The 21097-nt window shown below is 40.1% G+C and carries 24 protein-coding genes and 1 tRNA gene; 17 read left to right on the forward strand and 8 right to left on the reverse strand.

Annotation, left to right across the window (positions count from 1 at the left end):
• The first annotated feature begins 50 nt into the window (after positions 1-50).
• A complete protein-coding gene (locus AYR53_RS08345; protein ID WP_068223776.1) occupies positions 51-449 on the forward strand; it encodes a MerR family transcriptional regulator in 399 nt (132 codons plus the stop codon).
• A 21-nt stretch (positions 450-470) separates the two neighbouring features.
• The gene (gene glnA, locus AYR53_RS08350; RefSeq protein WP_068223778.1) at positions 471-1811 is read left to right on the forward strand and encodes a type I glutamate--ammonia ligase; all 1341 of its coding nucleotides are present in this window, start codon (positions 471-473) and stop codon (positions 1809-1811) included.
• An 89-nt stretch (positions 1812-1900) separates the two neighbouring features.
• Here the strand turns inward: glnA and AYR53_RS08355 are convergent, their stop codons facing one another.
• The 6 genes from AYR53_RS08355 to AYR53_RS08380 form a co-directional block, all read right to left on the reverse strand.
• The gene (locus tag AYR53_RS08355) at positions 1901-3184 is read right to left on the reverse strand and encodes an ISL3 family transposase (RefSeq protein WP_068224565.1); all 1284 of its coding nucleotides are present in this window, start codon (positions 3182-3184) and stop codon (positions 1901-1903) included.
• Between the two features lie 344 nt (positions 3185-3528).
• Positions 3529-4701 carry a hydroxymethylglutaryl-CoA synthase gene (locus AYR53_RS08360; RefSeq protein ID WP_068224685.1) on the reverse strand — a complete coding sequence of 391 codons (1173 nt, stop codon included), beginning with the start codon at positions 4699-4701 and terminating at the stop codon, positions 3529-3531.
• A 12-nt stretch (positions 4702-4713) separates the two neighbouring features.
• Complete coding sequence (locus tag AYR53_RS08365) at positions 4714-5121, reverse strand: hypothetical protein (RefSeq protein ID WP_068224684.1); 408 nt, start codon at positions 5119-5121, stop codon at positions 4714-4716.
• Positions 5122-5334: 213 nt separating this feature from the next.
• Complete coding sequence (locus AYR53_RS08370; RefSeq protein WP_068224683.1) at positions 5335-6069, reverse strand: alpha/beta hydrolase; 735 nt, start codon at positions 6067-6069, stop codon at positions 5335-5337.
• Positions 6070-6316: 247 nt separating this feature from the next.
• Positions 6317-6404, reverse strand: a tRNA-Ser gene (locus AYR53_RS08375).
• Positions 6405-6538: 134 nt separating this feature from the next.
• Positions 6539-6748 (reverse strand): hypothetical protein, encoded by a 210-nt coding sequence (locus AYR53_RS08380; RefSeq protein ID WP_068224682.1) that lies wholly within the window; start codon positions 6746-6748, stop codon positions 6539-6541.
• A 379-nt stretch (positions 6749-7127) separates the two neighbouring features.
• Here AYR53_RS08380 and AYR53_RS08385 point away from each other — a divergent pair, with 379 nt between their 5' ends.
• Together AYR53_RS08385 and AYR53_RS08390 are read left to right on the forward strand one after the other, a co-directional pair.
• Positions 7128-7733, forward strand: coding sequence for an Ntn hydrolase family protein (locus tag AYR53_RS08385; RefSeq protein WP_068224681.1), 606 nt, complete (start codon positions 7128-7130; stop codon positions 7731-7733).
• Between the two features lie 297 nt (positions 7734-8030).
• Positions 8031-8219, forward strand: coding sequence for a hypothetical protein (locus AYR53_RS08390; protein WP_068224680.1), 189 nt, complete (start codon positions 8031-8033; stop codon positions 8217-8219).
• A gap of 123 nt (positions 8220-8342) precedes the next feature.
• On the opposite strand, the gene lexA is transcribed toward AYR53_RS08390, so the two are convergent.
• Positions 8343-8963: a transcriptional repressor LexA gene (gene lexA, locus AYR53_RS08395; protein ID WP_068224678.1), complete on the reverse strand. Its 621-nt coding sequence runs from the start codon at positions 8961-8963 to the stop codon at positions 8343-8345.
• Positions 8964-9100: 137 nt separating this feature from the next.
• Between lexA and AYR53_RS08400 the strand changes: the two genes are divergently transcribed.
• The gene (locus AYR53_RS08400; protein WP_068224674.1) at positions 9101-9340 is read left to right on the forward strand and encodes a DUF896 domain-containing protein; all 240 of its coding nucleotides are present in this window, start codon (positions 9101-9103) and stop codon (positions 9338-9340) included.
• Between the two features lie 87 nt (positions 9341-9427).
• On the forward strand, positions 9428-9652 hold the full coding sequence (locus AYR53_RS08405; RefSeq protein ID WP_068226225.1) for a YneF family protein: 225 nt from the start codon (positions 9428-9430) through the stop codon (positions 9650-9652).
• 170 nt (positions 9653-9822) lie between these two features.
• Here AYR53_RS08405 and AYR53_RS08410 read toward each other — a convergent pair whose 3' ends face one another.
• Positions 9823-10449 (reverse strand): lysophospholipid acyltransferase family protein, encoded by a 627-nt coding sequence (locus AYR53_RS08410; RefSeq protein ID WP_068280818.1) that lies wholly within the window; start codon positions 10447-10449, stop codon positions 9823-9825.
• A gap of 131 nt (positions 10450-10580) precedes the next feature.
• Between AYR53_RS08410 and AYR53_RS08415 the strand changes: the two genes are divergently transcribed.
• The 11 genes from AYR53_RS08415 to AYR53_RS08465 all read left to right on the forward strand — a co-directional run bounded on the left by AYR53_RS08415 (position 10581) and on the right by AYR53_RS08465 (position 21040).
• Positions 10581-11330 (forward strand): tRNA1(Val) (adenine(37)-N6)-methyltransferase, encoded by a 750-nt coding sequence (locus tag AYR53_RS08415; RefSeq protein WP_068224671.1) that lies wholly within the window; start codon positions 10581-10583, stop codon positions 11328-11330.
• Positions 11323-11589 carry a GIY-YIG nuclease family protein gene (locus AYR53_RS08420; protein ID WP_068224668.1) on the forward strand — a complete coding sequence of 89 codons (267 nt, stop codon included), beginning with the start codon at positions 11323-11325 and terminating at the stop codon, positions 11587-11589. Before AYR53_RS08415 ends, AYR53_RS08420 begins: the two co-directional genes overlap by 8 nt.
• Positions 11590-11669: 80 nt before the next feature.
• A complete protein-coding gene (locus AYR53_RS08425) occupies positions 11670-12662 on the forward strand; it encodes a D-2-hydroxyacid dehydrogenase (RefSeq protein WP_068224665.1) in 993 nt (330 codons plus the stop codon).
• 239 nt (positions 12663-12901) lie between these two features.
• Positions 12902-13723, forward strand: a complete 822-nt coding sequence (rpsB, locus tag AYR53_RS08430; RefSeq protein ID WP_068224662.1) for a 30S ribosomal protein S2 — start codon at positions 12902-12904, stop codon at positions 13721-13723.
• A 249-nt stretch (positions 13724-13972) separates the two neighbouring features.
• The gene (tsf, locus tag AYR53_RS08435) at positions 13973-14857 is read left to right on the forward strand and encodes a translation elongation factor Ts (protein WP_068224659.1); all 885 of its coding nucleotides are present in this window, start codon (positions 13973-13975) and stop codon (positions 14855-14857) included.
• 116 nt (positions 14858-14973) lie between these two features.
• Positions 14974-15699, forward strand: coding sequence for a UMP kinase (pyrH, locus tag AYR53_RS08440; RefSeq protein WP_068224656.1), 726 nt, complete (start codon positions 14974-14976; stop codon positions 15697-15699).
• Positions 15696-16259, forward strand: a complete 564-nt coding sequence (gene frr, locus AYR53_RS08445) for a ribosome recycling factor (protein WP_178378349.1) — start codon at positions 15696-15698, stop codon at positions 16257-16259. Before pyrH ends, frr begins: the two co-directional genes overlap by 4 nt.
• A gap of 123 nt (positions 16260-16382) precedes the next feature.
• On the forward strand, positions 16383-17150 hold the full coding sequence (locus AYR53_RS08450) for an isoprenyl transferase (protein WP_068224651.1): 768 nt from the start codon (positions 16383-16385) through the stop codon (positions 17148-17150).
• A gap of 17 nt (positions 17151-17167) precedes the next feature.
• Positions 17168-17950, forward strand: a complete 783-nt coding sequence (locus tag AYR53_RS08455) for a phosphatidate cytidylyltransferase (protein ID WP_068280815.1) — start codon at positions 17168-17170, stop codon at positions 17948-17950.
• A 41-nt stretch (positions 17951-17991) separates the two neighbouring features.
• A complete protein-coding gene (gene rseP / locus AYR53_RS08460) occupies positions 17992-19263 on the forward strand; it encodes an RIP metalloprotease RseP (RefSeq protein WP_068224646.1) in 1272 nt (423 codons plus the stop codon).
• 64 nt (positions 19264-19327) lie between these two features.
• A complete protein-coding gene (locus AYR53_RS08465; protein ID WP_068224644.1) occupies positions 19328-21040 on the forward strand; it encodes a proline--tRNA ligase in 1713 nt (570 codons plus the stop codon).
• The last annotated feature ends 57 nt before the right edge of the window (positions 21041-21097 follow it).

Here is a 21097-nt window from a genome sequence, read left to right on the forward strand (position 1 = left end):
CAAATAGTTTTGGCCTTGTTATGATGAGTTTGTCTAAAGGGAGGGTCGCTATGAAAGAGAAAGAGCTGCGACGTTCGTTATCTGTTTTTCCAATTGGTACGGTGATGAAGCTAACTGATCTTACCGCACGTCAGATTCGCTACTATGAAGAGCAAGATTTAATTCACCCGAAGCGAAACGACGGAAACCGACGAATGTATTCATTGAATGACATTGATGTTTTATTGGAAATTAAGGACTACTTGGCAGAGGGTATAAATATGGCGGGAATTAAACATATTTATGACATGAAAGAAGTCGCGAAACAAAAGAAGCAGGCCGATCTGAAAAAGCCCGTCACAGATGAGGATGTTCGCCGAATTTTCCATGATGAATTACTACAGGCTGGGCGCCTAACTAACGAAGATCAGAGTTCAACAACTCTTTTTCATACGCACAGGCCTCTGTAAATTAATATAAGGAGCAATATGATGGCAAAAGTTAACTACACAAAAGATGAGATTCGTCAGATTGTTAAGGATGAAAATGTTCAATTTCTCCGTTTAATGTTTACTGATATTGGCGGAATTATAAAAAACGTTGAAGTTCCGGTTAATCAACTAGAAAAGGTATTGAATAATAAGATTATGTTTGATGGTTCTTCAATTGACGGTTTCGTTCGCATTGAAGAAAGTGATATGTACTTATATCCAGAATTAGATACCTGGATGATTTTCCCATGGGGTTCTGAACACGGGAAGGTCGCGCGCCTAATTTGCCGGATCTATAATACTGACGGTACACCATTTATGGGCGATCCCCGAAATAATTTGATTCGTGTCCTTGACGAGATGCGTGAAGCTGGTTTTACTGATTTTAATATTGGACCTGAACCAGAATTTTTCTTATTTAAGTTAGATGATAAGGGTCAACCAACTTTGAATCTTAATGATAAGGGTAGTTATTTTGATCTTGCCCCCGTTGATTTAGGTGAAAATTGTCGGCGGGACATTGTTCTTGAAATGGAAAACATGGGTTTTGAAGTTGAGGCTAGTCACCATGAAGTTGCACCGGGCCAACACGAAATTGATTTTAAATATTCTAATGCTTTAGCTGCGGCAGATAAAATTCAGACTTTTAAATTGATTGTTAAAACGGTTGCCCGTAAGCATGGTTTGCACGCTACCTTTATGCCCAAACCATTGGATGGTATAAATGGATCTGGCATGCACATGAATATGTCTTTGTTCCATGATAAAGGAAACGCCTTCTTCGATGAAAAAGGTGAGATGCAGCTATCAGATGATGCTTACCACTTCTTAGCTGGTCTTTTAAGCCATGCTCGCGGATTGACGGCAATTGCTAACCCAACCGTTAACTCTTACAAACGTTTAGTTCCTGGTTTTGAGGCACCAGTTTACGTGGCCTGGTCAGGCAAAAATCGTTCACCACTAGTTCGAATACCTGCATCACGAGGCTTATCAACCCGTTTGGAGTTGCGTAGTGTTGATCCAACAGCTAATCCATATTTGGTTATTGCCGCAATGCTGGAGGCTGGTTTAGATGGTGTTCGCCAAAAGGCAGAACCACAGCCAGCAGTTGACCGCAATATTTACCGGATGAATGATGATGAACGAGAAGCAAATCATATTATTGATTTGCCATCAACGTTGCATACTGCGTTAAAGGTTTTGCAAGGTGATGAGGTATTAAAGTCTTCACTGGGACCACATCTTTATCAAAGCTTCCTTGAAAGCAAACGCTTGGAATGGGCTTCATACCGCCAGGTTGTTTCGCAATGGGAACGTGATCAATACCTTGAGCTTTATTAGATGTTATTAATGTAAAGTGCGGTCTAATTGTTAGATTTATTTGGCTCTCTGTCAAATCCTGTTGATAGCCAATTTTACAGTGTTAGAAGTTAGGCAACTTCTAATGCTGTTTTTTTATTTGGTTTGGTGCGCATTTGTTGTAGTTTGATCCGTGAAACTAAATGGTGATAGTTGCGAAAACCAAAGGCCGTTCGCTGGATCTGTTTGATCATGCGATTGATGCCTTCAATGGGACCGTTCGAATACTTTGATTCACTGGCATTGAGGATGATCTCTAGGTTTTTCTTGAAAGTGATTAGTGTGGCCTTCATTTTGGGACTGAGTTGCTCATTGTGATATAAATAGATCACGAGCCCATCTTTATCGTAATTTTTTAGACAAGTCATGATGCCTTGCATGATGGTGTAGGTGTTCGCTAACGTTTCATCAAGCTCAAGACCCAACTGAACGCGTTCTTGCTGGGTTACTTGTTGGCGCAGATGGCGATCATAAAATAATTGTTTAACCTCCAGGTCATCACAATGTTTTAAGTACAGTTTCCAAGCGAATTTTAGGATCCGATATTCTTTGGTCCGTTTAGAATATTGTTTCATAAGCTGCACGCGACTTTGGTTGAACGCTCTGGTCATCATGGCGATAATGTGAAACCGATCGACGATGATCTTAGCGTTGGGGAATACGACTTTAACAATGTCTTGGTAGTAACTATTAAGGTCTAAAGTCACGGTTTTAACGCGCTGACGCACGCTGAGCGGAAACTGCTTAAAGTAAGCTATAATGTTTTGTTTCAACCGATCCGGCAGGATCTGTTGAATTTCATGATCACCAGCACCGTTAATACAAATAAAGTGCAGGACACCGCCAACACCACGTACTTCATCCATCGCTAAATGTTCTGGCAGATAGTTGTAATTCCGGCGAAAGAGATCATCATATTTATCTAGGTAGCGACAAACAGTACTGGGTGAGACATTATTGTCACAAGCAATACTCTTTTGGGTCCGATCATCTTGTAAATGCATAAAGATCTTTTGGCGAGTTGCCCGGGAGATATTGCAATATTTATCAACTAGCTCGGTCGTTGCCATCACACTAGTCCCACAGTTTTTACAAAGCAGGCGCTCTTTATGCAGTTCTAGGTACACCGGCTCACTGGCGTTGGCGGCTAGGTAGGTCACCCGGGAAAGGTAGTGACCATTATGATTGAACTGATCAAAGCCACACTGGGGGCAACGTTCAAGGCCGGTCTTGACAGTTGCGCGATAGACTTTAATTCGTCTGTTTTGTTTGTATTCGTAACCATAATCGAAAAAAATGACATTTGGGTCTTTAATACTGAGCGCAAATTTTATATGATTGTCTATAGGGTTCACGGTTTTCTCATATCCTTTCAAATGATACTTGTGGTGGGTAGATTTTTGGATGAGAGCTGTGAGCTCTTTTTCTGCACAAAAATCCTGTTAATAGTTTACCATTTGTAAACTATCAACAGGAAAAAGTATAGAGCCTTATTTATTAAAAGCAGAATGGCCGCCGTCAATAGTTAGAATTGACGGCGGCCATTCTGTTTTCTTTTAACAAAATTAGATAATGTAGTGATGTAAACTAACGGTATTTAAAAAGTATGAGAAACGAATTTTCAAATCGTTGAGATCAAATTGATCTGGAGAATCCTAGTAAAAATTGTTTTCAAATACAACCAAGGGACTGAAAATGATTACTCGGCCGTTACGCAGTATTGACGTTGATGATTGGCAATACCCGCCAAATAATAAGTTGCTTGCTCGTAAGTGGTGTCAAGTTCAACGGTGGTACCATTTGTTGGTAATTGAGTGTTAAACAGTCTTTCGTAGGTTGCTAAATCAACTTCTTGGCGATTATTTAGGTCCTGCCGTTCAGATTCCTTCAGCAGAGCATCCTTAAAGTTACCTTGTAAGATACCCGTGAAAAATTCACTGACGGCACCTGAACCATAGCTAAATAGACCAATTCGGTCACCAGAGTGGAGTGTTGTCGTATTTTCCAAAAGGGAAAGCAAACTGAGATAAAGCGAACCTGTATAAAGGTTGCCAACGTCCTGGTTGTAGCTACGGGAATCCTCAAAATTAGCCCTTAGTTGCTCTTGTTGTCTTTCACTGGCCTCAGGTAAGATGGTTCGTAAGGCCTTCAGCCCCATTTTAGTGTAAGGTAAATGAAAGGCGAAGGCCTGAAAGTTGGCAACTGTCATGCCTGTTTGTGTTTTAAAACGGTTAAAAACGTCCCGGAAAAAGTCAACGTAAACGTTACCGGAGTAATGACCATCCACCATTGCTTCAGTGGCATAATTTGGCCGCCAAAAATCCATGACGTCTTCGGTCATAACTGTACTAGTATCTTCTAAGGCTAGAAGACGGGGATTGGCACTCACAATAAAAGCAGCAGCACCGCCGCCTTGAGTTGGTTCGCCCGGAGTATGCAGTCCGTAGCGGGCAATATCACTGGCGGTGACCAAAACCTTTTTATCAGGGTGTAAAGCAACAAAGCCGCGTGCAAATTGAAGGGCGGCCGTTGCTGAATAACAAGCCTGTTTAACTTCAAAGGCACGGGCACTCTTTGGTAACTTGAGTAATCGTTGTAAGTAGACTGCACCAGATTTGGACTGGTCAATCCCCGATTCCGTAGCAAAAATAATTGTATCAATTTGTTGCTTAATTTCTGGCGTTAATAGCTTGGCCGCAGCGTTGGCCGCCAAGGTTACGCTATCTTGGGTTGGCGGGATGACTGCCATTTTGCGTTGGCCAATTCCGATTAAATATTTATTTGGGTCCTCATTACGGGCTTTGGCCAATTTAGCCATATCGATAAAATAATTGGTTGTATAAAAACTGAGTTGATCGATACCAATTTTCATAACGCAACTCCTTTAGTGTTTTTTTGTTTGCTTCGTTTTTTGTTGCTTGGCTTGATTGCGCTGGGCCGTTTGTAGCGTTAAATAAATCACAATGATGAGTAAAATTAAGGGAATCAAGCTATGGTACGGAAGCAACCATAACATAAAAAAGGCCGCAATTCCTAAAATATTGGCCAACATCATTGCTGGGATTTGAAGGGCGTGAAAATAGGAATTGAGGTGTAGCAGAATTCCTAACCAACAAAGCCAAACTAATTTACTAGTCATTTCCGTTAGGCCCGCATTAAAAGTAGCGAAGCCCAGAAGATGTTGTAAGGGTGAAATAATTGTCGTTAGACTAGCAATGATGATTTCTAATAATAAAAGGCAAACAATTAAACAGTCGTATAGACCTGGTAGTTTTAACGGAGAAATTTTCATGCGGTCGAACTCCTTAGTGGACTTAACTATTGAGGAACTATTTTTAGTATAACCAAATTTGAGTGCGTTCGCAGTATTTCTAATTAAAATTAAAGGAATTATGACTTTTAAAATTTAACTGGTTGGGTAGTGTCACAGCAACCAGTTAAATCAGTTTAGGGGAATGTTTTGTAAAATAGTTTCAAGACCCAACCCGCCAATCATCAGGTTTAATTACTGAATCGTTTTTAACCAAGCAGTGAGTACTTGTGTAATTTTTGATTGTTGTTTGGCGTTTGAAATTGTGGCGTTGCCATCGTGTTTTTGTTTACCGTAATTGCCAAAGCCGGCGTGATTACCACCTTTAATTTGGTTAAAGACCGCTACTTGGGGTAAATATTGCTTGGCGGCCCGGTAGTTTTTCCAATTTAAAACCTGATCGTGACTTGCGGTGATGGATAGACTTGTGATTTTTTTGTGGGCTAGGCTTCCTTTTTTATCTGGGTAGCTTGCTAGGAAGAAAACGCCACGTAGGTTTGAAGTCGTTGCTTTAGCAGCAAAGCGACTGGCAACGACACCCCCCAAAGAGTGGCCACCAACAACATAGGTTTGTTTAGGTTGTTTTTGAACAATTAGTTTGGCCTGATTTGGAGCCAAAATAGCCAGATCAAGGGGGGACTTTAATAAATAAACATTGTAGCCGTTAGTAGCCAAATTTAGGGCCAATGAGCTGTAACTGGCCGCATCAACTAAGGCACCTTGATAAAAAATAACGGTTGGTTTATTTTCTTTTGGGTGGTGCGCCTTGAAATAGAGGTAGCTATTCGTTTCTTTTGTGGCCTGTTTTGCCGCGGTTAGTGCTATTTTTTGTGGATGGTGAAGCTGACTTTTCGTGTAAAGATAGCCACCACCTATAAGGAGTAGCAGCAAGGTTAATAAGATGATTAAAGTGTTTTTTAGTTTTTTCATAAAATTTGGCCTTTCAAATTGCGTAACTAAAGTTAATTTCGGAATCCGATCTTGCTGCTGGCATTATTAACGACTTTATTTCAATTAAATATTACAGTGTGATTCGTTATAGCCGAGCTGAATTTTAAGTTTATCGGATTTCGGTCCGTCTGGATTTTTTAAAAGATTGAAAAATAGGCCGGACAAAAAAATAGCAACGTTCCAACACTAATGTGTTTAGGAATGCTGCTGTATCAATGATTATTTAAGGAGAGTACAGGATTTGAACCTGCGCGCCGGTATAAGCCGGTTCGGCGGATTTCGAGTCCGTTGCATTACCACTCTGCCAACTCTCCAGAAAAGTACTCAATAAGTATACCAAAAATCTGGTCCATTGGCAAAAAGCAATTTTACTTTTCAAAATTCAACAGTCAAGATAAGGAAGTTCAGTTTTAAGAAACTTTCTTGGATAATAAAAATCACTGCCGATTTAGTCGACAGTGATTGATTTAATGTCAGAAAGGTTTAATCCCATGACAAGATCAGTACCGTGGAAGAAGACGTAGCGTTTTACATCCTTAACATCCAAAAATTCGCTTAGCTCGTATGAATGGGTACCATTTGTGCGCGTATAAACAATGACCTGAGTAATATTATCTAAATTATATTCCTTATCATTATTTGTTTGGATAGTGATCAATTTTATCACCTCAATGACTTCAATTCTAACATGTTTCTCAAAATAAAGATATCTTTCTAGTGTCATACTTGAATCGAAGCGATGTTATTGCCAAAAAAGAACTATTTCTTGCATGTTTCACAGGATATGTTATATTAAGTGGATAGCTTAACTAATTAAATAAGTGTGAGGTGATTTGAATGGCTATTCTGATCGGTATTTTTCTACTTTCAGTCTGGATTGCTGGCTATAACCGAACACACATTAATACTAATGTTAAGCGGCGAGCTAGCCATCCAACCATTAAACTATAATGGTGTAATAAGTGTTTTGAGCATAAATTATTATTGCTCAAGGCACTTATTTTTTGTGGTAAACTACGTGGAATTGAGGTGTGCAGATGACAATTGTTGGTGTAATGGCAACACAAAAACGAATTATAGTTGGTTCTGATTCACGCTTGACAACAATTAATAAGCGTGGACGTTTGATAACCACCGATCACGCTCAAAAACTTTTTTGGTTGGCCAATCCAGGTTGCATTATTGCCACCGCAGGGAAATTTAGTTTGCAGCTTAATCATCACTGGGCGCGATTGAATGAACTAATTGTTTTGTTTGAACATCAATTGGCAGTTAAGGTGACTTTTGATGAAGTAGTGCAGGCTTTTCGAGAACTTATACATCAGTATAAATTAGATCAAAATGATTTTATTTTAGCGGGTTTAGGTGATGCTCGGCTCCGGTTGATCCACCTAATTAATGGTCGTTTAGAAACCCTGGCCTTAGGTACTGATCAATTGCCTAAGTCTTATTTTTTTGGCCAATCAGAATTAGTTATGGCCTTAACTGCTGCGACTAAACAGCAACTGATTGATTTGGAATCAAGCGGTTTAACCGTTAAGCTACAAACTTTATTGAGTGATACGGTTAAGCAGGCTCAGAGTGACGCTCAGGTTGCAACTGTTGGTGGCCCAATTCAGTTATTAGAAATAAAAAAATCTTAGTAGCGTAGATTGTTAACGAATTTACTGGAGTAGGACAAAAGTCGATTTTGGCGCACGTTTTAGAGTAACGTGGGGAAACAAGTAAGAACCCAGACTCCCGTAAATAAAAGAATTCTACTCAGAGTTTAATTTAGTTAAGGCCATTAGTGTTCGGAATGGATTTCAAATAAGTTGCTAAGTATAAATTTCTAGCAGGGTCAGCCATCAGAATTGTTAGATAGTTTACTTTTTGTGAATTTTTTGTTAAACTATTTCTTTGTTTGGATTGCACCGAGATTGAATTAGGGGGAATAAGTTGTGAATCACTGGATTTTTGTGGTTTATTTTGCTGATTATACGGCTGACGAATCAAGCTTTGAAATATTGCGTGCTTTTACAACAGAAAAGCGGGCTAAGGAGTTTGTCACGATGCTAACGGCTGCACCATTTGAGCGGCACTCCCTGGACTCCGGTGCTTACCACTATAAAAAGGTTACTCTAATATAAAATAGATTTACGAAGTTGGACTCGTACCATTTTTAATCAGGTGAACAACAGGTTAAAGGTGATTTGGGTAAATAAAAAAGATTGGCGCCAAACTAAAAAGTTCGTTGTCAATCTTAAAATGATTTAAATATGACTTCTGTACAGGCCTACAACTTTGCCTAAAATAGTAACATTTTGTAAAATGATTGGGGCAAAAGTGTCATTTTCTGGCTGAAGACGAATGTGGTCGGATTCTTTGAAGAATCGTTTACAAGTTGCTTCATTTTCTGCCGTCATTGCGATAACAATCTCGCCGTTATCCGCGTTCGCCTGTTTGCGAACAATGACGTTATCGCCGTCAAGAATTCCGGCATCGATCATGCTTTCACCACGAATGGTCAACATGAATAAATCGCGGTCATCATCATCCATATCAGGCGGAATTGGGAAAAAGTCAGTTGCTTCTTCAACGGCTAAGATTGGTTCACCAGCAGTTACAGTTCCTAAAACAGGGATCTTCGCTGGTGTAATACCTAATGCCGCTAAACCATCAGGTGTGAGCTCAATTGCCCGCGGTTTTGTTGGATCCTTTTGTAAGTAGCCTTTTTTTTCTAAACGAGCTAGGTGGCCGTGCACTGTAGATGTTGAAGAAAGAGAGACGGCTGCTCCAATTTCGCGAACGGTGGGCGGATAGCCTTTTTCATTAACTCGTTCGTGAATGAAACGGAGCACCTCTAATTGCTTTGTTTCATGGGCTTTTATCATGATTGACACCTCAATCTATTTAATATGTTTAGTTTAGCATAGAAAAATGGGCTTTTCAAACAAATGTTCGCGTTTAAATGGTTGATTATCCGCATTTTTTTGTTAAAATAGTCTACAAAATAAGGGAGTCGATTAAAATGGCAATTACTAAACGACTAAAACGAATTAACGAGCTGGCCGCAAAGGCGAAGAAATCAGAATTAACGGCAGATGAAAAGCAAGAGCAACAGCAATTACGTAAGGAATACATTGCTAGTTTTAGAGAAAATTTACGTCAACAAATTGAAACAACGCAGCTCTTTGACAAAAAGGGCAAAGAAATCACACCAGATAAGGTTCAACGAATCCAACGTGAAAAAGGTTGGCGAAAAGACTAAAAAGCCAAAAGCAGTCTTTTCTTTTAGCTGTGAGTTGTGTAGAATTATGTGTGAGTTTAATTATGAAGGGAGAAACACGACGTGGGAATGTTAATTTTGGTCTTTGTTATTGGGGCGGCACTCGGTGTTATTGGTGGTTTCTTTGGAGCCCGTCAGTATATGAAACGTTATTTAGCTGACAATCCACCAATTTCAGAAGATATGATGCGCCAAATGATGATGCAGATGGGTCAAAAACCATCAGAGAAAAAACTAAATCAAATGATGTCTTCAATGAAAGCTCAATCAAAAAAGGCAGCTAAGTCAAAATAACCGTTAATTTATTTAGGGAGTCGCCTTAAATTGTTTTTAGTACTCAATGATAAATTGAATTAAAAGAGTCTGGGAAAGCCAATTTAGGCTACCTTTGAGTAATAAGTTTGATCGGCCTTGTAATCATTGAATTACAGTTAATATTAATCAAAAAAAGAACTGACGATAAGTCAGTCCTTTTTTTGTGTTGGGTTATATTTGAAATCAGGGTTGATTTCTTGATCTAATTGGTTAAAAGCGGCTTGCATTTGGTCATCGATTTTTGCTATACCCGCCTTATCCGTTTTAGCTTTGCTACCCACGTAGATCGGTTCACCGAAGCGAACCGTGATCCGTTTCCGGCTAAATAACTGTTTGAACGAAAGGGGGCCTTGATAAACGGTTGGAACGAGGGGCACACCACTCATTTTAGCAATGATTAGTGCACCACCCTTGAGCTCTTTAGAGTGCCGCGTACCTGAAGGAAACATAATTAAAGATAATTTTCCCTGACGTAAGATCTTAACGGGGCGCTTAATTGCTGACGGACCTGGATGTGCCCGGTTAACTGGAAAAGCATTTGCGTGAACCAAAATGAAACGAATAATTGGATTTTTAAATAGTTCTTCTTTAGCCATAAATGAAAATTTCATTGGACTAGCGGCCAAGGCAAAATAAATGGGATCAAACCAGGTACGGTGGGGCCCAACTAAGATATAAGCACCTTTAGGTAATTGTTCTTTATTTTCGTAATGTGCATTGCCGTTAATTAAGAAAACTAGAATACGCACTACTACGCGTGCAAATGAGTAAAACATAACAGCATTCCCTTCCGGAATTAATTCAGACATCATTATACCAGATTTTCTTTGGTTGTGAATGTCACTTTTGTTTGTTTCACTTAAATAATTGCCGTATAATTTTGACATTAATAGGTGGAGGAATCGATATGCTTGAACCAGGAGAACGAATTGATCAACTTTATAGTCAGAATATTAAAATCATCCAAAGCCCAGACGTTTTTTCATTTTCATTGGATGCAGTCCTATTAGCCGATTTTGCGGTTTTGCACCAGCATAGTCAAATCGTTGACTTATGTGCCGGCAATGGTGCAGTCGGTCTTTTTTTAACGCAGAAAACGGCAGGATCAATTAGTGCAATTGAATTACAACCACGACTTGCCGACATGGCTCGCCGCTCAGTTATTTTAAATCATCTAGAACGGCAGATTAACGTTTTTGAGCGGGATTTAGCGACAACTTTTGAAGTGATCCCTAAAGATAGTGTCGATGTCGTCACTTGTAATCCGCCGTACTTTTCTCATTTACCAACTAGTAAAAAGAACCCTAATCCTTACCTGGCGATTGCCCGGCATGAATTAAAAACTAACTTGGACAGCATCTTAACGATCACCAGTGGTTTACTTAAAATGAACGGTAAGGCCTATTTTGTCTACCGGCCCGATCGATTTGTCGAGTTAGTGACCAAGGCCCAGCAGCACCGATTAATTGCTAAACGAATTCGTTTGGTCCATCCTTTAGCTCAACGGGAAGCTAATATGGTGTTAGTTGAATTCATTAAAGATGGTAAGTTCGGTGGGCAGCGCTTCTTACCACCGCTAGTCGTTTACGCTAAGGATGGAAATTACTCACCCGAAGTTCACAAATTGTTATACGGGGAGACGGTAACGGGTGACTAAGTTTTATTTTTACGTTTTACTTTGTGCAGATAACACCCTTTATGGTGGCTTTTCAACGGATGTTACCAAGCGAGTAGCGACGCATAATTCTGGTAAGGGAGCAAAATATACACGTCTAAAAAAGCGCCGACCAGTAAAATTACTTTATCAACAGGAATTCTTAACTAAATCGGCCGCTTTGAAGGCAGAATACGCTTTTAAACACCAACTGCGATCAAAAAAACTTCTTTTTTTGCTGTTTAAAGGTGCTATCTTTTGAAAAAAATTGAATTGGCCCTTTACCAAAATTAAACTGGTGCTTATAATGTTAATGTTAGAGAAGGGAGAATTACTATTATTATGAAATATATCGTTTATGGTGTTCGTAAGGACGAAGAAGGCTATGCCAATGCTTGGTCAAAAGAACATAATGCAGAAGTAAAACTTGTTTCTGAGTTGTTAGACAAAAATACGGTTAAGCAGGCTAAGGGCTATGATGCCATTGTCGCTTACCAACAATTGCCTTATGATGAAGAAATCTTTCCAGCAATGAAGGAATTTGGTATTAAAGACCTATCAATCCGTAACGTCGGTGTTGATAACATTCCTACAGATGTTGCTAAGGCTAACGGCGTTCGAGTAACCAATGTACCTAGTTACTCACCAAGTGCTATTGCTGAACTTGCAATTACAGGTTTAATGCAATTACTTCGTCGGACACCAGAATTCAACGAAAAAACCGCAAAAGGTGATTTCCGTTGGGAACCAGATATTGCTAAAGAATTGCACACAATGACCGTTGGTGTTGTTGGTACTGGACGTATTGGCCAGGCCGGAATCAACATCTATAAAGGTTTTGGTGCTAAAGTCATCGGCTATGATGTTTACCATAATCCAGCCCTTGAAGCAACTGGTATGTACGTTGACACAATGGATGAACTACTGGCTCAATCCGATGTCATTACGTTACATGCTCCAGCTACAAAAGAAAATTATCATATGATTAACAAAGACTCCATTGCTAAAATGAAGGACGGCGTTTATATCATTAATACCGCCCGTGGCGACTTGTTGGATGCTGAGGACTTACTTGCCGGTTATAAATCAGGTAAGGTTGCCGGTGCCGTACTTGACGTTTACGAAAACGAAGTTGGCATCTTCAACAACGACTTTACTGGCAAAGAAGTACCAGACGCAACTTTACGTGACTTATTGGCACAACGTGATATCTTAGTTACACCGCACGTTGCTTTCTATACTGAAACTGCCGTTAAGAACATGGTTGACGTTGCCTTAGATTCAGCAACAGAAATGGTTGAAAAGGGCGAAAGCAAGAACGAAGTTAAGTTCTAAACTTGCGCTACCGAATAAAGCTCATACGGATAATTATCCGCATGAGCTTTTTTTGTTGGCTGACCAGCAAATAATCAGGGATAATAAAAATAGTTGCGGACTGGTTTGTTTTGGGGTATGATATTAACCGGTGTTAAATAACATCAATTCACACCTTGCGTGATAATAAGCGTGGTGCTTTTTACGAAGTTCACTTATTACTTGATCGCCGGGGAGGAAAAACCAAGGAGGAATTTATCATGGCAGTAATTACAATGAAACAATTGCTTGAAGCTGGGGTTCATTTTGGTCACCAAACACGTCGATGGAATCCAAAAATGAAACCATACATTTTTACAGAACGGAATGGCATCTACATTATTGACTTACAAAAGACTGTTAAGTTAGTTGACAATGCCTATGACTTCATGAAGAACACAGCCGCTGACGGTGGCGTTATTCTTTTTGTTGGAACTAAAAAGCAAGCACAGGATTCTATTCAAGAAGAAGCAACTCGTGCGGGCCAATATTACGTTAACCATCGTTGGTTAGGTGGCACTTTAACTAACTGGCAGACAATTCAAAAACGAATTGCTCATTTAAAAGAAATCAAACAAATGGGTGAAGATGGTACTTTTGACAAGTTACCTAAGAAAGAAGTTTCTCAATTAAACAAACAACGTGAGAAGCTTGAAAAGTTCTTAGGTGGGATTGAAGATATGCCACGGATTCCAGATGTTTTATTCATTGTTGACCCACGCAAAGAAAAGATTGCCGTTCAAGAAGCTCATAAATTGAACATTCCAATCGTTGCAATGGTTGATACTAATAGTGATCCAGACGATATCGACGTTATTGTACCATCAAACGATGATGCAATCCGTGCCGTTCGTTTAATCACTTCTAAGATGGCTGACGCAATTGTTGAAGGCCGTCAAGGTGAAGAACAAGAAGTTAGCGAAAAGACTTTTGCTGCCGAAGATCAGAAGGAAGATAGCGCCGTTGCTGATTCAGAAACACCAAGTAACGAAAGCTTAGCTGATTTACAAAAAGCAGTTGAAGGCAAAAATCGTAATAACTAGGCGTGTTTTGAACTTTATAATTTTGTTAAGTATGCGATAACAAACAGGTTTAAACGATGATTGTCTGTATTTAGCAGCGATTAGTGAATTATTTACTAAGCGAGGTTATTGTTCAGAATCGGAACGCTTTTTAGAAACTCAGTAAATTTAAACTAAACATTTTTTTGAGGCTGTCTTAAAGGTAGGCACAGTAATGCAAGCCTTATATCTAAGGCAGTCTCTTTTTAAATTAAATAAGGAGGTCGTATTATGGCGACTAAAATTACTGCAGCACAAGTAAAGGAATTACGTGAAAAATCTGGCGCTGGCATGATGGCTGCTAAGAAGGCTTTAGTAGCATCAGATGGTGACATGAATAAGGCAATGGAAGCATTGCGTGAAAAAGGTGTTAAAACTGCCGAAAAGAAGAGTGGTCGAGTGGCTGCTGAAGGGTTGGCTGACGTTTCAATCAAAGGCAATGTTGCGGCAATCGTTGAAGTTAATTCCGAAACGGACTTTGTTGCGAACAATAAAGATTTCCAGAAATTAGTTCAAGATATCGCTGATGCAATGGCAGTAAATAAACCTGCTGATCAGAAGGCTGCTGAAGCAACTAAGTTAGCTGATGGCACAACGGTTGCTGCTGCTGTTATCAACGCAACAGCAACAATTGGCGAAAAAATTAGTTTCCGCCGTTTTTCTGTTCTTGAAAAAACTGATAATGGCCATTTCGGTTCTTACCGGCACATGGGCGGTCGAATTGCCGCTTTAACAGTTGTTGAAGGTGCTGATGACGAAACTGCTAAGGATGTTGCCATGCACGTTGCGGCTATCAATCCACAATATGTTTCTCGTGAACAAGTACCAGCTGATATTATGGCTAAAGAAAAGGCTGACCTTACTGAAGAGGCAAAAACAGAAGGCAAGCCAGAAAAAATTGTTGAAAAGATTGTTGAAGGTCGCTTAAATAAATTCTTGGCCGAAATTAGTTTAGACGATCAAGAATTTGTTAAGGATTCTGATCAAACAGTCGCTCACTACGTTGATTCTAAAAACGGTAAAGTTAAGCATTTTGTTCGTTATGAAGTTGGCGAAGGTATCGAAAAAGAAGAAAAAGACTTTGCTGCCGAAGTACAAAGCGAAATGAATCGTTAATTCATTTTAAGTAAGGGAACGCAGAATCCTGCGCTCCTTTTTTTTGGATAACATACTCGCTAGTTAGTCAGGTATGCTAAAATGAAGAAGAAAACATTACGGAGGTTAGTCATAAGATGGCAGATATTAAGTATAAGCGTATCGTTTTAAAAATTAGTGGCGAAGCGTTAGCCGGTGAAAAAGGTTTTGGCATTAATCCACCAGTTATTCAGGATGTGGCAAAAGAGCTTAAAGAAGTTTATAAACTTGGTGTCCAAATTGCGATCGTTGTTGGCGGCGGTAATATTTGGCGTGGCCAAACTGGTGCTGAAATGGGGATGGAACGTGCTCAGGCCGATTACATGGGAATGCTCGCAACTGTCATGAATGCCTTAGCGTTACAAGATAATTTGGAACAACAAGGTGTTCCAACACGTGTTCAGACCTCAATTGAAATGCGTCAAATTGCTGAACCCTATATTCGCCGGAAGGCAATTCGTCATTTAGAAAAAGACCGCGTTGTTATTTTTGCTGCGGGCACGGGTAATCCATATTTTTCAACGGACACTACGGCTGCTTTACGGGCCGCTGAAATTGATGCGGATGTCATTTTGATGGCCAAGAATAATGTTGACGGTGTTTATTCTGCTGATCCAAATAAGGATAAAAATGCGGTTAAGTACGAAGAATTGACGCATTTAGATATTATCGATAAAGGACTGCAAGTAATGGATACAACGGCAAGTTCACTTTCAATGGATAATGACATTCCGCTGGTTGTTTTTAACCTTAACGAGACCGGTAATATTAAGCGGGTAGTTGAGGGTGAACAAATTGGAACAACAATTAGGGGGAAAGAATAATGGCAAGTGATCCAGCTTTAGTAGAAGCACAAAAAAAGATGAAGAACGCAGAAGAGGCACTACAGCGTGAGCTTGGAACAATTCGGGCTGGTCGTGCTAATGCAGGTATTTTAAGTCGAGTTATGGTTGACTATTATGGTGTTCCAACACCACTTAACCAAGTTGCCACGATTACAATTCCAGAGGCCCGAGTATTAATGGTAACACCATACGATAAATCAAGTTTAAAGGATATTGAACATGCTATTTTAGTTTCTGATTTGGGCATTTCACCAGCTAATGATGGAACGGCCATTCGGTTAGTTATTCCACAACTTACCCAGGAGCGCCGTGCAGAATTGGCCAAGGATGTTAAAAAGCAGGCCGAAAATTCAAAAATTGTTGTCCGTAATGCCCGTCGTGATGCAATGGAAGACTTACGCAAACGTGAAAAGGCTAATGAGTTAACTGAAGATGACTTACATGGTTTAGAGGATCAGGCGCAGAAGCTAACTAATGAATCAACTAAACGAGTTGATCAGATTGCTGCTGACAAGGAAAAAGAAATCATAAGTGATTAATTTATTTCGGGGAATTCGTCGTTGGGCGTTTTCCTCTTTTTTTCTGTTAGCAGATGATAGTCAGTCAGCAGGTTTTTTGTTACAATAAGGTTTGGCTTTTAAATTTCGACTGGAGGGATCCGTGTGTTTTCATTTCGAAAAAATAAAACATCAGAATTAGGGTCACAACTTGATCCGCAGCGGATACCAGCACATGTTGCCATCATTATGGACGGAAACGGACGTTGGGCGCAAAAGAAACACCGACCACGACTTTTTGGTCATAAGGAAGGGATGGAAACGGTTAAGCTGATTACAAAGCATGCAAGTCAGCTTGGTGTTAAAGTGTTGACACTTTACGCGTTTTCGACAGAAAATTGGAAGCGCCCTGAAGACGAAGTAAGTTATTTAATGCAATTACCGGTAGATTTTTTTGATACCTTTGTACCGGAATTGGTTGCCGAAAATGTTCAAGTCAATGTAATGGGGTACACGGATCGTTTGCCAAAGAAGACACAAAAGGCAGCCGCTGATGCGATTGCCGATACCAAGGCTAATACCGGTATGATCCTTAATTTTGCACTTAATTATGGCGGCCGTTCTGAGATCGTAACGGCTGTTCAAAAAATTGCGGCCCAGGCGGTTAGTGGGCAGTTATTACCTGCCGATATCAATGAAGAAACTGTTGACCAGGCATTGATGACGGCTTCACTTGGCCAGTATGCAGATCCAGATTTATTAATTCGTACTAGTGGTGAAGAACGAATTTCCAATTTTCTTCTGTGGCAAATTGCCTATAGCGAGCTAGTGTTTACAGAAAAGCTTTGGCCCGATTTTGATGCGGCGGCCTTTGACGCTGCCATTGCAACTTACCAAAGCCGTGACCGCCGATTTGGCGGATTAAAAAAATAGAAAGAAGTGTTAGGTATATGCGCCAGCGTGTGATTACAGCAGTGGTTGCGTTGATTATTTTTATTCCCATCGTAATTATTGGTGGTCCCATTTTTGATATCATGGCGGTGGTCCTCGGACTAGTTGGCCTATCAGAAATTTTTATTATGCGAAAAAAGATTATTGTTTCGGTGGAGGCATTGCTGGGAGCATTAACGTTGCTTGCGGTTATGGTTCCTGATAGTTGGCTACCGGCGAATATTAACCGGTTGTACTTTATTTATCTGTTTGTTATGTTACTTCTCGTTAACATGGTATTTTCTAAAAATCGTTTAAATTTTGATGATGTCGGGGTCACAACATTGGCGGCCTTATATATTGGCACCGGTTTTTATTATTTTATTGTGACGCGTGAGACGAGTGTCCTGATGCTTTTTTATATTATGTTTGTTATTTGGTCAACGGATATTGGTGCTTACCAAATTGGACGTAAGCTGGGAAAGCATAAATTGGCGCCACTCATTAGTCCAAATAAAACTTGGGAAGGATCAATTGGTGGTACTATTTGTGCCCTAATTGTTGGCGGCGTCTTTACCTATTTTGTACCGCAAATTCAGGTTTACGCTTGGCCAGTTATGTTGTTGCTGACGTTAGTCTTTTCAATTGTTGGCCAATTGGGCGATTTGGTTGAATCGGCTTATAAACGTTATTATGGTGTTAAGGATTCAGGTAAAATCTTACCGGGACATGGCGGTATTCTTGACCGTTTTGATAGTTTGTTATTTGTTTTACCCATCTTGCACCTATTTCTATTAGTCTAAATCCTAGGTATCAGTTTTCAATTTATTGAGGAGGAAACTGTGTGGAAACACTTATTGTATTCATTCTAATCTTTGGTGCAATTGTTATTGTCCATGAATTTGGCCATTTTTATTTTGCGAAACGTTCCGGTATTTTAGTTCGGGAATTTTCGATTGGAATGGGACCAAAACTCTGGGCTTCGCGACGCAACGAAACAACCTATACTTTACGCCTACTACCAATTGGTGGTTACGTTCGAATGGCTGGGATTGCGGATGATGAAGACGACGAATTACAGCCTGGTACTTCGGTTCTCTTGACGTTAAATGAACAACAGAAAGTAAGCCGGATCAACGTTAGTCAAAAGGTCACTTTAAATGAAGGAATTCCGTTTGAAATTGCTAAGAGCGATTTGCAGGATGATTTATTTATTGAAGGTTATGAAAATGGTGATGAGGCCGAATTACGCCGCTACGATGTCGATCACGATGCGACAATTATTGAAAAAAGTGGGACTGAAGTTCAAATTGCACCACGTGATGTGCAATTTCAATCGGCCTCAATCCCGAAACGCCTGCTAACTAATTTTGCCGGGATTTTAAATAATTTGATTTTAGGAATTATTGGTTTTATTTTGGTGGCGTTTTTAATGGGTGGTGTTGCTAAAACATCCAATGAATTAGGAACGATCCAAGATAATTCACCTGCGCAATCGGTAGGATTAAAGGCAGGCGATCATATCACTGCTGTTAATGGTGTTAAAACGCCGACCTTTCAGGATGTCGCCCAGCAGGTTAATCGTTATCCGAATAAAAAAATAACGCTGACGGTCCGGCACAAAGGGACTTCTGAAAAAATCACCGCAACGCCAAGGGCACAAAAAACGAATGGTAAAAAGGTTGGTGTGCTTGGTGTTGCAGTGGCACTTGACACGAGCTTCAGCGCTAAGATTGCCTATGGGTTTACACAGCCTTGGTTTATTGTTTCCCAGACCTTTAAGGTTATTGGTGGTATGTTTGTTCATGGCTTTAATTTGAATAATTTTGGTGGACCTGTGGCCATGTACGCGATGACTTCTCAAGCCGCACAAAGTGGCTTGCCAACGATTATTAATTTAATGGCTTATTTATCAATTAGTGTTGGGGTCATGAATTTATTACCAATTCCGGCGCTAGATGGTGGTAAAATTCTATTAAATCTGGTTGAAGCCGTTAGAGGTAAACCGATTGATCCAGAAAAAGAAGGAATTATATCATTGATTGGTTTTGGGTTAATGCTACTATTAATGATCTTAGTGACGTGGAATGATGTTCAACGCTTTTTCATCCGTTGAGTGTTTGCTGATTAGTGATTGTTCCAAATAGCTATATGTTTGTGATTAAAAAGGAGACGACTTTATGAAACAATCGAAAATGTTCATTCCAACCTTAAAAGAAACTCCAAACGATGCAGAATCTAAAAGCCACCAGATGATGTTGCGGGCGGGTTATATTCGGCAGGTTTCGGCTGGTATTTACAGTTATTTACCTTTGGCTTATAAGGTCATTCAAAAAATCAACCGGATTATTGAAGAAGAAATGGACAAAATCGATGCCGTTGAAATGCTAATGCCAGAAGTGATTCCGGCAGAATTATGGCGCGAATCTGGCCGATATGATACTTATGGCCCTGAATTATTTAAATTTAAGGACCGGCATGATCGTGATTTTATTTTGGGACCAACGCACGAGGAGACTTTTACCGACCTTGTTCGGGATAATTTAAATTCTTATAAAAAATTGCCTCAAGTTTTATACCAAATTCAACCAAAATATCGTGATGAAAAGCGCCCACGTTCCGGCCTTTTACGGGGCCGTGAGTTTATTATGAAGGACGCTTACTCATTTACGGCTAATTTGGCCGATTTAGATGTCGTTTTTCGCAATATGGCGAAGGCCTACAAGACTATTTTTGAACGCTGTGGTTTAAAATTCCGTTCGATCATTGGTGATGCAGGTGCGATGGGTGGTAAGGATTCTTTAGAGTTTTCGGCAATGGCTGATATTGGGGAAGACACGATCGTTTATTCTGATGCAAGTGAGTACGCCGCTAATTTGGATATGGCCACAAGTTTAAATTTGGGTAAAAAGTCCCATGAGGATTTACAGGCTTTAGAAAAAATTGCAACACCTGGTGCTAAAACAATTGATGAAGTAGCTGAACTTCTGAAGTTAGACACTAAACAGGCGGTAAAGAGTATGCTATTTATGGCCGATGGTGGGCCGGTTATGGTTTTGGTTCAAGGTAATTACGAAATTAATCCCATTAAATTAAAAAACTATCTTGGCGCTGCTTCCTTGGAATTAGCGAGTGATGCCGATGCAGTCCGAGTTTTGGGTTCCAACTTTGGCTCTTTGGGTCCAGTTGGGTTGCCACCAGAAGTTCGTTTATTGGCTGACAATAGTGTTGAAAATCTTGTGAATGTTGTTGTTGGTGCCAATGAAGAGGGGCAACATTACCGTAATGCCAATTTAACTCGTGATTTTACACCAGAGGCATTTGCTGATTTACGTTTTGTTACTGAAGGTGAAATGTCTCCTGATGGTGCAGGCGTTTTAAAGTTTACCAAAGGAATTGAAATTGGGCATGTCTTTAAGCTGGGTACGCGTTATACTGAAGCCATGAACGCTAATTTTCTTGATGAGAATGGTCGAAGTAAACCAATTATCATGGGCTCCTACGGGATTGGCGTGAGTCGATTACTCACGGCGGTTGCAGAGCAGCGAGCTGATGATCGAGGTTTAGTTTGGCCACGGACGATTGCACCATTTGATATTCACGTTGTTCCAGTTAACGCAAAAAACGATGAACAAATGGCTTTGGCCAAGGAGGCCGAACAGTTGTTAGAGGCTGCCAATTACAGTGTTTTACTAGATGACCGAAAAGAACGGGCCGGGGTTAAGTTTGCTGATGCGGATTTAATTGGCTTGCCAGTAAGAATTACCATTGGTAAGAAGGCCAGCGAGGGCATCGTTGAAGTTAAAATTCGAGAAACTAGTGAAACAATCGAAGTCCAGAAGTCTGAATTGGTGGATACAATCAGTATTTTATTGAAACAAGTGGAAGACTAATTAAGAAAGTGTGACGCAAATTTTTTGGCCAGTGTGATTTTTTGCTAACAACTGCCA

The organism is Loigolactobacillus backii (genome assembly GCF_001663675.1).
In the GTDB taxonomy this organism is placed as follows: domain Bacteria; phylum Bacillota; class Bacilli; order Lactobacillales; family Lactobacillaceae; genus Loigolactobacillus; species Loigolactobacillus backii.

Bases quoted from the DNA above. Each gene is read 5' to 3' on its own strand.
- AYR53_RS08345 (WP_068223776.1), top strand. From the start codon at position 51: ATGAAAGAGAAAGAGCTGCGACGTTCGTTATCTGTTTTTCCAATTGGT.
- glnA (WP_068223778.1), top strand. From the start codon at position 471: ATGGCAAAAGTTAACTACACAAAAGATGAGATTCGTCAGATTGTTAAG.
- AYR53_RS08360 (WP_068224685.1), bottom strand. From the start codon at position 4,701: ATGAAAATTGGTATCGATCAACTCAGTTTTTATACAACCAATTATTTT.
- AYR53_RS08365 (WP_068224684.1), bottom strand. From the start codon at position 5,121: ATGAAAATTTCTCCGTTAAAACTACCAGGTCTATACGACTGTTTAATT.
- AYR53_RS08370 (WP_068224683.1), bottom strand. From the start codon at position 6,069: ATGAAAAAACTAAAAAACACTTTAATCATCTTATTAACCTTGCTGCTA.
- AYR53_RS08385 (WP_068224681.1), top strand. From the start codon at position 7,128: ATGACAATTGTTGGTGTAATGGCAACACAAAAACGAATTATAGTTGGT.
- lexA (WP_068224678.1), bottom strand. From the start codon at position 8,963: ATGATAAAAGCCCATGAAACAAAGCAATTAGAGGTGCTCCGTTTCATT.
- AYR53_RS08400 (WP_068224674.1), top strand. From the start codon at position 9,101: ATGGCAATTACTAAACGACTAAAACGAATTAACGAGCTGGCCGCAAAG.
- AYR53_RS08405 (WP_068226225.1), top strand. From the start codon at position 9,428: ATGTTAATTTTGGTCTTTGTTATTGGGGCGGCACTCGGTGTTATTGGT.
- AYR53_RS08410 (WP_068280818.1), bottom strand. From the start codon at position 10,449: ATGTTTTACTCATTTGCACGCGTAGTAGTGCGTATTCTAGTTTTCTTA.
- AYR53_RS08415 (WP_068224671.1), top strand. From the start codon at position 10,581: ATGCTTGAACCAGGAGAACGAATTGATCAACTTTATAGTCAGAATATT.
- AYR53_RS08425 (WP_068224665.1), top strand. From the start codon at position 11,670: ATGAAATATATCGTTTATGGTGTTCGTAAGGACGAAGAAGGCTATGCC.
- rpsB (WP_068224662.1), top strand. From the start codon at position 12,902: ATGGCAGTAATTACAATGAAACAATTGCTTGAAGCTGGGGTTCATTTT.
- tsf (WP_068224659.1), top strand. From the start codon at position 13,973: ATGGCGACTAAAATTACTGCAGCACAAGTAAAGGAATTACGTGAAAAA.
- pyrH (WP_068224656.1), top strand. From the start codon at position 14,974: ATGGCAGATATTAAGTATAAGCGTATCGTTTTAAAAATTAGTGGCGAA.
- AYR53_RS08455 (WP_068280815.1), top strand. From the start codon at position 17,168: ATGCGCCAGCGTGTGATTACAGCAGTGGTTGCGTTGATTATTTTTATT.
- AYR53_RS08465 (WP_068224644.1), top strand. From the start codon at position 19,328: ATGAAACAATCGAAAATGTTCATTCCAACCTTAAAAGAAACTCCAAAC.